The organism is uncultured Sphingobacterium sp. (genome assembly GCF_964277905.1).
Classification (GTDB): domain Bacteria; phylum Bacteroidota; class Bacteroidia; order Sphingobacteriales; family Sphingobacteriaceae; genus Sphingobacterium; species Sphingobacterium siyangense.
In genome coordinates, this window is sequence record NZ_CAXYKD010000024.1 from 71,742 (window position 1) to 86,185 (window position 14,444).

The following is a 14,444-nucleotide window of genomic DNA, read 5'->3' on the forward strand; positions in this document are numbered from 1 at the left end:
GCTATTTCCCCAACGATGTCAGACCAAAATTACCCAATTGATATTCCAGACGCCTCAAAAAAGTAAACGGAGGCAACATACCTGTGAACTCTTCCACAACATATTTTTCAGCATTCATTAGACAGATGACAATTGGTTTACCGGCCGAACGCTGCAATAGATCTGCAAACATCAACTCATCTTCTGTTTTCCATACCGAGTCAGCCCTTAATACCAATAATGTAGCCATCCCCCGCTCTAGAAATATAGAAGGGATAGGACGTAATGCCATAGAGCCATGCTTGACTAATGAAATATCATAATTACCCAGTTTTTCCGTCCACGCATCGTCCACTAAATATTCCCTCGATTCTGCACTAAAATTAGTTCCTTCTTTGTATGCTAGTACATTAATACCCAATCCCTGCCAATAGGTTGTTAAAATATCTGTTAGTGTCCCCAAATCAAGTGTAGAAGAGAACTTGACAATATTGATAAAATTTATAGGATTTGAATTGTTGTAAAAACCATATAATCTATTAGCCAAAACGTGGATCGCCCTTTCTTCAATTTTAGTCTGTTTGGCACCGCTTTTACCAAGTTTGGGCAATGCCGCAATCACTTTTCCTTTTGTAATCCGTTCGGTTCGCGTTTTATCCCTTAACGTACGATCAAAAAGTTCAATAATAAGCAAAATACCAAGTATAAATGCCACAGTCCCAAAAAAGACAGCAAATACGATCAATTTCCTGCTATGGGGAAGAGCATTTAACGGAAAGCTTGCCGGGTTAATCACCTTTAGTGTTGCTGAGTTCATTTCCAGGCTCTTCAATCTTAAGCGGGCTGCATTTAGACTGGACAAGATCGACAAATAAGACTGCTCTGTAAAGGATATACCACGTTCCTTACGCTTTAAGACAGAACCAATAGGCGAATATTGTGTATACTTATGATCCAATTCCTGCTTAAAATCACGGGCGACATTAAGTTCTGCCTCCGAACGCTTAAAACGTAATAGCTCTTCTACCCATTGCTTTACATAATTTGCATTTGGATAGCCATTTTTGGTATATTTTTCTGATGTATATTGATCCATAAATGAACGGAATCCCTTCTCCTTTTGATCCAGCTCATGCGACAAAACGTCAAGATCTGCTCCGCCCTGTTTTTGATTAAGAGAATCTACACTCAACGTCCTTATCTTTGAAATATTATAGTTGATGTCTGCAATCTGATTCATACGTGCCAAAAACTCTGTATTATTTTTGATCGCACGCATATTGGCATCCATCCCCGACTCCAGTTGTTTTATAGCTGCTTGCGCACTATTATACACAAATAACACATCCTGGTGCCTTAGTTCATACTCTTTATCCAATAACGCAATTGCCTCTGTCTGTTTGTCATAATTGATCACCCGGTTTTCAACGTTATACATAGTCAGCGAATCTTCCTGTCCGCGAAGTTCCCGTCCTATACGTTCAAGCTCAGCCTCAAAATACCGGATGACATTGTTGGTACTGCCAAATTGCAAATTGGTATATTCGATCGCAAAAACTTTACTCAAAATATCCAATGTCTGAAAAGCAACCCCTGGATCGTTTGCCTGATAGTTGATCTGTAAAATATCGCTATTGTCTACCCTATTGATTTTAATGTTTTCGCGGAGAGCATTATAGCTGAAATAAGGATGGTTCCAGTTGAAAAGGCCGTAGACAAAATTATTTCGGTCTGCTTTCTCATATTTTTCCAGATTCTTTACCGTATTCTCTTCCGAGGTTTTATCAATCAACTTTTGTACATCTTTCGGCGTAATTGCCACAAGCTCCTTGTAATGTTTTGCGGTAATATATACATTATCTTTATTAGGATCACCATGAATCATTAGGCGCGCATATAGTTGCATGGAAAGCCTTTTGATCGTTTCTTTCGAGTTAATCGTATTGATAATATTCTGAATCGAATTGTTTAATACGTTCCAGTCTTGCGAAGCATTCGATTCGCCGGGATCACTTCCATAACTTGAAATAACACCTGTATAGATCGTAATATCGGTTTTATATTGCCGGTCCATTTGACGCGTCAGGTAGATTGCCAGCAAGGCAAAACCTAGCGGCAAAATCAACAACCACCACTTAATTCTGAAAATGGCCCGAAAGATATAATGGAAAATATTCATGATACTATTGGCTTATAATTTTTGTCTTACTCAGGATCTCTAAGGTAAGGATTTCATTGGTAATAATAGATTCGTTGGTTTTCAGAATTTCATAAGCCTCTGTCTCCAACTTCTTTGCTGTATTAAGATCGCTAATATTTGCATTGCCCGACTTAAACTCATTTTCAGTCATTTTGTAATTAGCTAGGGCGATATTGTAATCTTCAATTTTTTTCTTGAGTGTAGAAAGAGCTGTTTTTACTTTCGTATAGGAGTTGACGATACGGATCCGCTGCTCGTCGAGCCACTTGTCCAATTCCAGCTGCGTAAACCGTTGTTCCATCTTCTGACGTTTGATTTTATTGCCTCGGTCGAAGAGATCATCCAAAGGAATATTCACTCCGGCAGTTCCATAGTAGGAACTTTGGGTTACGCCGGAAGACTGATAGAAAAGAGGTGTATATTCATTCGTGAACGCAGAATTGATCGCGATATTGCCATACTGCCAAGATCCACCAACCCTGAAATATTTTAACCAACTTCTCTTTTCGGTTATCAATTGATTGGCCTGAGCCTCCATTTTTGCCTCATACATTTCCACTCCAGGACTTTGTTTGGCATTCTGATAGAGGGTTTCCAAGGGCGGCAATTTCAGCTTTGTAAAATCAACCATATCCGTTGGATCCATTACAGATTGTGCTTTTAGCAATAGACCTACTGTTACTAAATAAAACAGCAAAAAAGCCCGTTTAAGCAATAAGTTCATCGAAATAAATATTTATGTTATTAAACATCCGCCTTTTGGATGAATGCGGAAAACGTTTTATATAATATCTTCAAATCCATCCAAACCGAATAATGCTGTGCATAGTCAATATCCAGTTTTATTCTTTCCTGATCGGACATACTTCCATTATCGCCCCGTTTTTCTACCTGCCATAGGCCGGTTATACCTGCCGGAGCCATAAATCGCTCGATACTATCGTCTGTCGTCAGCATCTCAGCTTCATAGAGTGGCAAGGGTCTATTTCCCACAATAGACATATCGCCTTTAAGCACATTAAACAACTGGGGTAGTTCATCAATGCTATATTTACGGAGAATACGCCCGACCTTGGTTACGCGTGGATCTTTCTCAAGTTTAAAGAAAGCTGCTTTTTTTTGTCTTCCAGCGGTATAAGAACTTTTTACAACACTTTCATCATCAATAAGCACATCACGTAGCTCATCTGTTGTAAAAAGTTGCGCATCGCTATCGCTTATCATAGTGGCCACTGCACTATGATTAACATTTAATGATGCATCCACATACTGATTAAGCGCCATATACTCTTTTAGACGTTTGTCAGCATCCGGATACATGGATCTGAATTTATAAAAATCAAACATATAATATCCGGAGCCTATCCTTTTCGACTTATAAACTGCAGAACCTTTACTTTCCAACTTAATGGCAAAATAAACAATTGCCAATATCGGTGAAAGCAAGAGGATTAAAATCGAAGAAACTGCAATATCAAACAATCTTTTTCCCAGCGGAATTCCTATTTGAGGAAAAGATTTGTTTGCTGTTTCAAACTTTTCAATCTGCGCTGTCGCTTCAAAATATAGCCTGATATATTTTCTAATCGATTCAAAAACATCCGCATGCGGGCACGGATTAATAGTATTTGTTATACCAGCCTCAAAATAAGATTGTTTCTCAAAACGCGAAAGATCATTTCCTATTAAGATTAATAGTGTATCTTTTCCATGTTGGACAAGCTTTGTCAACCGTGATAAATCTTTACTAAGGCTTTTGCTTTTTTCATAGAATACCACAGAAAAAAATTGCCCTTCTTGTTCTCGAAAATACATATCCATGGTCTCAAATGAATCAAAAAACTTCAAGTCAACCCCCAAGATGTCTTGGACCTGTTGATGAAAATAATCAAAAGTTTCGAGATTATCACCAAAGTATATATAATCGCTATATTGAGGCATTATTTTAATGCTTTTTTAATACGTAGTTTTAATTCAAGTGGATTGAACGGTTTTAAGATAAAATCATCGGCGCCAGCTTCAAGTAAACTTATCCGCGTATTGGAATTATCCTCGCCTGACAAAAATATAACCGGAATATTCTTCAGAAACTCGTTTTGCTTAATCATAAGCAGCAAATCGTATCCATTCATCTCCGGCATGGTATAATCCGATAAAATTAAATCCACGCTGTTCCCTTCCTTCAGCCAATTGTAGGCGTCCATCGCATTGCTAAAGAAACGAAAGTCATAATCTGCACTTAAATAAAGTGTAATCAACTGACCAATTGCTGGTTTGTCATCAATTATTAGAATCTTTTTTTTCATAGCGTCTTTAGAATATAATGGTTTAGGCGTACGGATTGCATTATTTAGGCGATCTCCCTATACCAAAGTACTCCTTTCTATTGGACTACTTTGGTATAGGGAGATGTTGCTATTTTTATCATTTCTTATGTAGATACCAATCTGTGTTTTGGCTACCTCCGCTCGTCGCCCAAGACTCAAATAGCGGATAAGCAGCAGTAACCGCCTGTCCTTCGGATGGATATATAAAAGAAACCGGGACTAACAAACCAAAAGGTTCATTCGCTTTTGTCTTAAATGGATCGGTAGCCGACAACAGGTTTCCTGTTTCCTTTAACACCAAACTTTTATTGATTTTATCGGTCGCTTTATAACCAACCAAGTGCACTTCATTTCGGCCAGCAAGGTTTTGATTGAAGTTTACAATAAAGGCATTTAATGTCCCATACGTAAAGTTATCTATTGGAGTATTGAACTCAACAGTTACAAGTACCTCCACTGGTGCATATTGACCAGTTTGAGTCGATATAAAACGTGTATCCGACACACCAAAAGCTTTATGAGCATCATCCCATAATGGAAGCACAGCATACGTTTGTCCAGATTCAGCACCATTCGCTCCAAGAGGCAAGGCTGTACCTACCAAATCTTTGCGCGAATACGTCACATTTTTGACATTTCCTGTTGCGATACCATCAAGCTGTACGGCGGTTGAAAAACGGATCGAAGCACCTATCGAACGCAATTTCGCTTTCAAAGCCACCTTAGTCACTTTATTCGTTGTATTTTGAAATTTGGTGATGTTCATATCCAACACACAGTCATTCATGTCGTAGTCACCTTTAGCCGGCCACTTATCTTCGAAGATGTAAGAATAAGTACCTAAATTAACTTCGGTTACGGTTTGGTCGGTTGGATTGCCACCAGAGGCATTATTACCACCCGCATTACAAGAAGTCCCAGCAATCACCACTGTTGATTTGTCGTAAGGAACCAATTTTGCTGGACTATTGATCACATAATACGTGCCCCATTGTGCATTAGCTGTATGATCTGAGCAAGCTACCTCTAAGTTACCACCGTAGGTAATTGCCATCCACTGGTTGTTCACATCAACCTTTTTGAGACGAGCCAATGCCTGACCTGAAGTTGGCCCAGTCATGGTGCTCGACTGGCTGTTAAATTTGGCCAGGGTGTTGACATCCAAAATTGATGATGCTGCCAAATTAATTTTTGTACCACCAGCATCTAACTTATCTAAGCTTAATAAAGCTCCTTGTGCGACTGAAATTGTCGCTCCATTAGTGGTCAATGAATTGATTACCGTATGACAAACAGCTTCCAAGGTCGCATTTGTCAATGTAGCATTCTGTACGGTAAGTGTACCCTCATTGCGCACGACTGTACCATTTGTGGTACTGCTCAGATTTTGGATTGTCGCCACACCATAGTTAGTAAAGTTACCATTTGTGATATCCGCTTTATCAGCTGTAAGTGTACCATAGTTAACGTACAACGTGTTATTTCTTGTCTCCATTTTGGAAAGTGAAGCAGACCCATAGTTGACAAATCCACCCACTGTATTCTGCGTCACATTCACTAGGTCAATGGAACCCGCCTGTGTAATATACAATCCATTATTGCTTCCAAGGTTTAGCTCAAAGCTTGTATTTTTCCAAGATCCCTGAATGTAAATCTTCACATTACTTGTACCGTTGTTGGCATCGATCTTACCTGTAAAGGTCACTCCAGACTTAACGACATAGGATTTATTGGACTCGACCGAAATTGTAGAGTTACCCGATAGCGCGATTGCATCCGCAGGAACTACTACTGGTGTCGCTTCAACCGTAGCCGCTTTTAAACCACTACTAGCCAATGTATTTGCCGTGGCTGCAGCACGTAAAACACTCGCTTTGCTGCTTGACCCCAGTTTTGCACCGTCAACATTGATTGTATTTTGTTGTCCAACTTCGATCATGCTGACTGCTGCAACACCTAGCGGAGAAGTCTCTCTTAAATAGATATATTTTGCAATTGTCGGAATCATTAGCTTGCCAACAAAATCCTGACCTGATTTCGCCTGACCCGCAGCGAGCAGATTTACCCCACTGGCTAACGTTGGATCATTATCAAAAATTTCAACCCGATAAAAGTATTTACCGCTAAATTGATCGTCTACAGCAACGCGCAAATCTACAGTACGTGTTGAATTCCACATAAAATCGGCTGAAATATTGCCTCCCCCAGGAAGTAGGGCGGACGAATCAGATCCTTTTTCGGTTTCGTTGTACAAATCTTTTACTTTTGAACAACTTGCCCCGAAGAGCGTAATCCCTGCAAGACCTACCAAGAAGAGATTTAAGCTTTTTCTGTTATACATAATTAAATAATAATAGATCAATACCAAACAGCCCCATCATAGATGTCACAAGACTTTAATACTTGGCTTTGCGAATAATATTAAGGTCGAACTGTTTAAAGCAAAGATATAACTAATTCAGCTGACAATAGGATAAAATACACAACTACAGTATAAATCACAAATCTTGTAGCGGTTCCACTACAACAACGCATCGTAAACTACAAAAAGAGTTTATAACTAACAAAATGATATTTAACTATAAGGGTTATTTCTGCCACCTTTTTCGGTACTCGGTAGGCGTCAAGGTGGTTTCTTTCAAGAAAAAAGTACTAAAGTTATTAACATCAGCATAACCAAGTTCCCAAGCAATCTGTTTGATGCTCATCGACGATTCAACTATAAGCTTCTTACTAACACGCAGCAATTCTTTAATGATAAGTTCTTTTGGCGTTACTCCCAAAATTTCTTTGGTTAAGTAGGTTAATTTTTTATTTCCGACATTGAGTTTTTCGGCATAGAAGGCGATCCGCTTTTCTTCTTTTACATGTTTTTTGATCAGCTCCTGAAAATTCGACACCAGCTTTACATCAGCACTTTGCCCCGCCAATTCGCTAGACAGCCTGTCTTCGGCAGATATCGCTGCCAGAAGCACAATTTGCTTAACGATATTATGCGCTAAATCTCGATAAATTGCCAAATTATAATTCTGCTTAGAAAGCTTAAGCTGCATGCTTACAAATTCGTAATAGCTTGCGTACTCTGCAGGAACACGCAGTACACGGTAGGTATATTCGTTTTTATTAAATGATTTGAAATTATGAAGAAAAGTGGTATCTATCTCTGTACGTGCAAAAAAACTTTCCGAAAAATAAATAATAAGAAAAGATCGTCGTTCATTGGGGTTGGCCTCAATTTTTATACCTCTCGGAACTAACACCAAACAGAATTCTTCGATCTCTGTAAGCTGTTTATTGATCTGCAAACTACAACCACCCTTTGATACAAAAAGAACAACATAGTTTTCTTTTGCTGTTGCACCCATAATTTCCGAGAGCTCCTGCGCTATACCAATGACCCGATGAACTCCAAATTCCATAAATATTATTTAATGCATATAAGGCCGAAAAGCTTTTCAAAACACTGAAATATGGAGCAATTTAGTAAATAAATCCCGAACAAAAAAAAAACACTTCCAAAGCAATACATGCGTTTATAGCCTCTTTTTAACAGAGCTTCAGTAAACTTGGAAGAGTATTATGGAGCGTGATATTCAAGTACTTTTTGAGCACAATCAAGCATACCTTTCATTCTCATAAGGACTACTAAATAAAGAATATAAATAGGTTGGAAAAACAATTATTATAGAAATACACATGCCCGCAACTCAAATAGATATCAAATTTTATGGCCAAAAAATATTTTAGTTAAATCATAGGACTATTACACGAATTACAATTCAAGGCTAGGAAGCTTGTTTTTTAACACTTCTTAACACAAAAACGAAACACATCAAAAAATTAGTTGCACACACAATTTTCTTAAAATGAAATCATTTAAAACGCCAAAACGTGAAATATTAAATTAATAAAAACAAACAAAACATATCTTAAAAAACAATAAAACAATAAATATATTGAAATTCAATAAAAACAACGGCTTATACTTAAAAAAACAGGAAACTCTATATCTTAAAAAAAATAAAAAAACAATATTGTCAATATCACACTAAGAAATAAATTTCCAAATAAAAGCTAAAAAAAACAAAAACAAATAAACTGTTTAAACATATTAATTATAAAACAACTATGATACCATAAAAAATATTTAAAAAATGATAAACAAAATAAAAGATGACTTGTTTAATGATCAAGATAGCAGAAAAAAAGCCAGCATCAATCGGTTTACATTGAGATTTAAAAGTATTAAACAAGAATAAACCGACAAATTTTATAGGATAATAACAATGAAGAAAGTTGTTTTATTACAAAATCAAAAATAGCTTAAAAAAAAGTTTACAATTTTTTTTTGCACAAGTTGATATTAAGTCGTAATATTACAATTCAATTCGGGAAAAGTATTACTAGCCGATAGCAAAAAAGTATTAACAATTAAATTAAAAATCAACAAACAGACAAAAAATTTAGGAATACCTAAGTGATAACGGCAAAATATTGCCTATACGCAAAGGCAAGCAGTTATATGCTTAAGTATTTCTAGCAAATAAACGAGGGTTAAATTGTCCATTAAATTTAAACCCCATGCTGGTAACAGCATGGATTATCCAAATAATATTATCATGAATAAGAACGCAAAAAAAATGTACGTAGCTCCGTCCATCAAGGAGCACGTTGTAGAGCTTGAGCAAGGCATTGCTGCAGGTTCTCAGGCACAACCAGATGCCACACCACAAACCGACGGCTGGGGAGCAGGGACAGACGGGACCACTAATGGCGAAGGCGCTTAACGCATTATCATCAAAATTACTAACAACACGAAAAAGCACTAAAATGAGATTTAATCTGACTAAAAGAGCGAACTGGGTTGTTGCGATGGCAATGCTAGCAATCCCCGGTACATTAATCACAAGTTGTTCCAAGGACAACAAGACTGAGAATGTCGAAAACAAAAGTAATGTACTTACTTTCGCTGTAGGTGGCATTAAGACGAACGATACTGGTGACGCAGTGAAAGTTGGATCGACAAAATCGAGCGCAACGACCAGCAAAGTACATTCCTTTTCGGACGTCGACATGGTTGTTTCGACAGACAACAATTTACCAACCATAACTAGCGATGCGATCGGCGTAAAACGCTCCGGCGGTCCAGCTGCTGATGTTGCGCCTGGTGTCACAGAAAATATGGTATCCGGCACAAAGTATGTTGTTTATATCTATTCAGGAACAACATTAGTTACATCAAAGGAATTGACCGCAGGAACGGCAGGTACTATTGAAGGACTTAATTCCGCGACTACGTATACATGGGTCGCGCTATCTTACAATACATCAGATGCTAATCAACCTGCACTTACACCAACAAATGGATCAATTGCTCTTGCGCAAAATAAAGATGTCCTTTATGCTAGCGGAACTGTCAACCTTGCAACCAATTCAAACATCAGTATCCAATTCAGTCATAAGTTTTCACGCATAGGAATTGAATTGAATACCAAAGGTGTTTTTGGAAATATCACAGGCAATCCTACAGTGAACGTAACGGGTTTAAATTTAGCAACAGGTAGTATCGCATTGCAGAGTGGAACTGTTACTGCAGGTGCAAGTTTTACGCCAACGTTAACATATGCCAACTTTACAAATATTGATGCGGCATTCAATGATGCAAAAATTGCCTATGTTTATACCGCATCTACGGCTGCACAAAGTGCAATTAATGTTCAAGTCCAAAACCTAAATATTAGCCATGTTGACGGAAGCTTAGCGCGCACCTATTTTTCAACAGCGTCCAATTTCGGATTTTCCGTTACACCACAATTGGGTAATAGTCATCGCCTATTGCTAAACGTTGTGGAATCCCCATTAATCACCAACTACGGTAACCATACAGTGAAATGGGGACGTTCGAATTTGTTTTACAGAGGCAATAATGGAAATGGCCGCAATTATGCTTTCTACGCAAACAATCAGCTGACCGCTAGAGCAAACGGCTATTTTGCTTTCGGAAGTATTGTTCCAGGGCAATTTGCGACAACTACGACAAATAATGGAGATCCTTGTGCTTTGGTTTATCCAGCGGGACTTTGGAAGCAACCTGCAAAGGCAGATTTTGCCAATATGGTTCGTGGAGACATCGAGTTGAATTCTCTTACAGGAGCGCTGGGAGGCTTAGGTCAAGTTGTTGATGCCACAGGGTTAACCGGTCTCTTAAACATCATTACCAATCTCTTAGGAAACACAGTATCGGTACTAGTCAATACAGCGGCTCCTAATTCATCGCTGGCACCATCAAGTCCATATAATTATGGTCAATATACACTGGCGTCAGGAGCTAATGGGACTCCCACCTCAGGCTCTAATGCTTTTGGCGATATCAATAGCGCATCCAACAGACTACGCTTCTACTACAATGGGGAAATTTCAAATATAAACATATTGCCTCTGCTTGGAAATGGTGGTTTAGCCAATATTGGCTTGAATGATCTTAGCGTTGATATTTCAAACTTTCAGGTTGTAAGCTTGGGTATTAATCTTCTTGATAGCTACGGCAGAGCAACTACATTGTGGACAAATGAACAGGGTGCTAACATTCTTAACCTAGTTGGCGCAGGTACATGGGGTTATTATGGTAATGCTGGCCGGGGAATCGCACTACTCCCTGTTCCATCATTAGGCACAAGATTCCATATGGCAAACAATACGGGAGAACTCTTAAACGGTGTAAGCGCATTAGGTGCAAATGTACTAAGTACATCATTCAAAAACGTTCGCTGCGTACGTGCAAACTAAAAATAGTAATAATTGAAGCTTCGGCAACTAAACAAAGACGGCTAGAAATTCTAGCCGTCTTTTTTATGAACTATGTAGCCCTTCAACTACCGCGTCGATTTTTACACGATTATGGTAAATTTTTACCGGTGAATTTTCACAATATTTTTTTACATTTGGGCCATCAAGTCATTTTTTTTGCGTTCGACTTGATAATATTAATGGATATAATGGGGCGAAGGCGTTCGCCCCATTTATTTTTAACCCCTTACAAACCTCATTAAAGCACCTATTTCCTGATTTACTTTGCCCCCAAACTGTAAGCTTAATTCATTATACACTAAACATTGACTCATCCAATTTAGCTAATCTGCCTAATCAGCATAATGTATATGATAACTTGCACAAAAAAACAAAATAACCAAATGGTCAAAAACAGTAAATAACCATATCGGACTCTTCTGCCGCTCGAACAGCATTCAGACCAGGATTCTATACACCTAAAAAGGATGACAAAAGTCGTTATCACAAGCGTAGGAATTCCTATAATAATACATGCGTAAAATAATTTCTGCGGCCACAATATGAACAATTCATTATCTGAGATAGACAATGTAGTTATTAACATAGTCGAAAACGTGAGCGCGAATAAACAAAAAAATGCTATCCTCTCCCAAATTTGTCCTGCGCTATTAACAACACTAGCCTTTAGATAGATCCAGCAAATCAAATTATAGCTAAAAAAAGCTCCAAGCATAATACAGGGCAAATACAGCAACAATAACAAAAAAATATTTCCTAACGACATGATGATTTTCCTAGGTCAGATAATCGGTTGAATAAATTTAGGAAAAATTCCTTTTAAGATTAACCAAATATTTTTAAATCCGCCCGCTTCTATTTTCTAACGTGAATTTCATCTATCGCAAAAAGCGGGTTACGATGCTTTGAGCCTTCAAACCAATGTGGAAACTCTTGGGGAAAAGAGATTTTCACTTTTAAAAAACGTCCTTTTTGTTGCTTTAAGCCAAATGAAACTGGATGACATATCGGACCTTCGGGAATTAGACTGGTATCCATCTTATATGTCCCGACGTTAACGTATGAAATATTATCTACCGAGGATTCTACCTCAATTCCATCTGGAAGAAACAGATAATGTGCCGGATCCAAAAGGAAATTAAGCCTAATTTCCGAAGCCTTTGTTTCATTCGGAAACGGAAAAGTAATCTCCACATCCTTACCATCAAATAATAGCCAATTGTAACTGTAATCTGTTGTTCCCGATAACCCATCATTCAGTGTTGTTTTTCCATTTGCGGGAAAATCTTCCAAAAAAGAAGGTTTAAATTGAGGATCTATCCCTTGGAGCAATGAAGGCAAATAGGGTTTATTTAATAGTGTTAGCCATTGTTGCCGGTATTGCTCAAGACTACCACTAGTTTCAGCCAATTCGATAGCTCCGCCTCGAAGCGCATGATCCAAAAATTCATCAATCCGCTTCATCCAATTGGGCTTGACCATCCACTGACCATCAGCTTTCCTGTTTAAAAAGCCGAGCGGATGATCGCCATAAGCCTTTGCCTGCTCCAACTCTGCATACTCGAGACTTAAAGCGATCAATTTGACACGACTTAAAAATCTCGGATCACCAGCTACAGTTTTTCGCGCATTATTCAAAAGTTCCTTAAAAAGTTTCATCTTTTCTAAACTCAGATATCCATGCCGCGAAAGGATGGGATTACCGTATATATCAAGCGTCGAGCGACTTGTTTTTCGAGCTTCAATAAGTTGTTTTAGATACATTTTAATATCCTTTGACGCTGCACCATAATAACCGTCCAAAAAATCCTCTTCCACATCAGCTCGATCCAGCTCAGGATTCCATAGGCTCTTAGCCTGCATATAACTGGCATAGGCAGACATATCAGCTAGCGTATGTCCAGGCCCATGTTCAAAAACACCTTTTACGCCGCGTTGATACATGTAAGCGATATTGCTCTGATAATGATCATACATCGGAAAAGGATTTATATAAGCTGTAAATTGAGTGGTATAATCCCACACAAAAATATTCGATGAAATCTTTGACCAGTCATTGAGCTGGCGTCGAAAAGGAACAGCTGTTGGATTATCGCTAAGGTCCCGTTCCCGCGTTGCATCTATCGTGCTTAGCAGCACATACACATTGGCCGATGGATGAGTTATTTTGGGAGCTTCTGCGGTGTAACCATAGGCTAAGGTGGTAAAATTCTGTTCTGGAAATTGAGCCGCAATACTATTCACAAATCGGATTAGCGTGCCTTGAGGCCCTCCCTCCTCCTGATCAACCTTTGTACAGCGGTCACAGGTGCAGTACCCTTTGCCATCCATTGGCGCTATAGACCAATAGACCGCATCAGGATTATCGGCAATGGCCCGTCGAAAATAATTGATTGCAATTTTCTGGACGTCAGGATTTGTCAGACAGAGTTGAGTTGCACTGCGCTTTCCGTTTGTTAAAGCGAAATATTCAGGATGCTGCTGAAAATAGTCTTCCGGTGGTATAATTTTAAAAAATGAATGCCCCCATAAGCCCCACAGATCCTCAAATCGATGCAAATGATGCCAATCTAGGTATTCAGCATCCGCAGAAGCGGGGTAGTAAGACTCCCGATAACGTAATGCTGGTTCAAAACGCAAATTGAAATCCTGAGGAAGCGTCAGACTCGAACGCTTGGGCACCCATGCAGGCCCTTGATCATATTTCCGAGCGCCAAATTGCTTCTCGATAAGTTCATACACGCCATACAATAGACCTTTTCCTGAACCTCCAGTCAGATATACTTGTCCGTCCCGAACAATAATTTCAAAACCTTCACTTCCAAGCTCAACCTTCTTTCCAATCCGCTGTTGATAAAAATTATTTCCTATAAATAGTACGTGTTTTTTCGTCTGAGAAGGGCTCGACAATATCGCTAACTCTTCGCCAGTAATACGTTTGATATACTCCTGTAATACCAGAGCCGCCTTTCGCTCCAAATTTGATGGATGCGAGGAAATAACGATTTCAGTTTCGGCTTTCTTATCGCGAACGATGTCCACTTGCTGTGCCATACAGCTGCTAATGAACAGTAATCCAACAAGAACGAACAGGTTCAGTTTATAATTTGCATCTTTCATCATTGCATATT

9 protein-coding genes are annotated in these 14,444 nt (G+C 38.7%); 2 read left to right on the forward strand and 7 right to left on the reverse strand.

The window, feature by feature from the left end:
- Window position 1: 1 nt before the first annotated feature.
- From ACHWSC_RS10310 to ACHWSC_RS10335, 6 genes are all read right to left on the reverse strand, one after another.
- The gene (locus tag ACHWSC_RS10310) at window positions 2-2,158 is read right to left on the reverse strand and encodes a hypothetical protein (RefSeq protein WP_394676690.1); all 2,157 of its coding nucleotides are present in this window, start codon (window positions 2,156-2,158) and stop codon (window positions 2-4) included.
- 4 nt (window positions 2,159-2,162) lie between these two features.
- Entirely contained in the window at window positions 2,163-2,903 is a 741-nt protein-coding gene (locus ACHWSC_RS10315; protein WP_394676691.1) for a TolC family protein, read from the reverse strand.
- A gap of 20 nt (window positions 2,904-2,923) precedes the next feature.
- Complete coding sequence (locus tag ACHWSC_RS10320; protein WP_394676692.1) at window positions 2,924-4,120, reverse strand: sugar transferase; 1,197 nt, start codon at window positions 4,118-4,120, stop codon at window positions 2,924-2,926.
- Window positions 4,120-4,485, reverse strand: coding sequence for a PleD family two-component system response regulator (locus ACHWSC_RS10325; protein ID WP_394676693.1), 366 nt, complete (start codon window positions 4,483-4,485; stop codon window positions 4,120-4,122). Before ACHWSC_RS10325 ends, ACHWSC_RS10320 begins: the two co-directional genes overlap by 1 nt.
- Before the next feature lie 118 nt (window positions 4,486-4,603).
- Window positions 4,604-6,847: an LruC domain-containing protein gene (locus ACHWSC_RS10330; RefSeq protein ID WP_394676694.1), complete on the reverse strand. Its 2,244-nt coding sequence runs from the start codon at window positions 6,845-6,847 to the stop codon at window positions 4,604-4,606.
- A 247-nt stretch (window positions 6,848-7,094) separates the two neighbouring features.
- A complete protein-coding gene (locus ACHWSC_RS10335) occupies window positions 7,095-7,925 on the reverse strand; it encodes a helix-turn-helix domain-containing protein (protein ID WP_394676695.1) in 831 nt (276 codons plus the stop codon).
- Between the two features lie 1,221 nt (window positions 7,926-9,146).
- Between ACHWSC_RS10335 and ACHWSC_RS10340 the strand changes: the two genes are divergently transcribed.
- Both ACHWSC_RS10340 and ACHWSC_RS10345 read left to right on the forward strand, forming a co-directional pair.
- Window positions 9,147-9,293 (forward strand): hypothetical protein, encoded by a 147-nt coding sequence (locus ACHWSC_RS10340; RefSeq protein ID WP_394676696.1) that lies wholly within the window; start codon window positions 9,147-9,149, stop codon window positions 9,291-9,293.
- A gap of 43 nt (window positions 9,294-9,336) precedes the next feature.
- Window positions 9,337-11,292 carry a hypothetical protein gene (locus ACHWSC_RS10345; protein ID WP_394676697.1) on the forward strand — a complete coding sequence of 652 codons (1,956 nt, stop codon included), beginning with the start codon at window positions 9,337-9,339 and terminating at the stop codon, window positions 11,290-11,292.
- Window positions 11,293-12,168: 876 nt separating this feature from the next.
- Here ACHWSC_RS10345 and ACHWSC_RS10350 read toward each other — a convergent pair.
- Entirely contained in the window at window positions 12,169-14,436 is a 2,268-nt protein-coding gene (locus ACHWSC_RS10350) for a DUF4838 domain-containing protein (protein WP_394676698.1), read from the reverse strand.
- Window positions 14,437-14,444 lie beyond the last annotated feature (8 nt).

What these genes read in the sequence shown, in the direction of transcription:
- ACHWSC_RS10310 (WP_394676690.1), bottom strand. Translation starts at nt 2,158, where the DNA reads ATGAATATTTTCCATTATATCTTTCGGGCCATTTTCAGAATTAAGTGG.
- ACHWSC_RS10315 (WP_394676691.1), bottom strand. Translation starts at nt 2,903, where the DNA reads ATGAACTTATTGCTTAAACGGGCTTTTTTGCTGTTTTATTTAGTAACA.
- ACHWSC_RS10320 (WP_394676692.1), bottom strand. Translation starts at nt 4,120, where the DNA reads ATGCCTCAATATAGCGATTATATATACTTTGGTGATAATCTCGAAACT.
- ACHWSC_RS10325 (WP_394676693.1), bottom strand. Translation starts at nt 4,485, where the DNA reads ATGAAAAAAAAGATTCTAATAATTGATGACAAACCAGCAATTGGTCAG.
- ACHWSC_RS10330 (WP_394676694.1), bottom strand. Translation starts at nt 6,847, where the DNA reads ATGTATAACAGAAAAAGCTTAAATCTCTTCTTGGTAGGTCTTGCAGGG.
- ACHWSC_RS10335 (WP_394676695.1), bottom strand. Translation starts at nt 7,925, where the DNA reads ATGGAATTTGGAGTTCATCGGGTCATTGGTATAGCGCAGGAGCTCTCG.
- ACHWSC_RS10340 (WP_394676696.1), top strand. Translation starts at nt 9,147, where the DNA reads ATGTACGTAGCTCCGTCCATCAAGGAGCACGTTGTAGAGCTTGAGCAA.
- ACHWSC_RS10345 (WP_394676697.1), top strand. Translation starts at nt 9,337, where the DNA reads ATGAGATTTAATCTGACTAAAAGAGCGAACTGGGTTGTTGCGATGGCA.
- ACHWSC_RS10350 (WP_394676698.1), bottom strand. Translation starts at nt 14,436, where the DNA reads ATGATGAAAGATGCAAATTATAAACTGAACCTGTTCGTTCTTGTTGGA.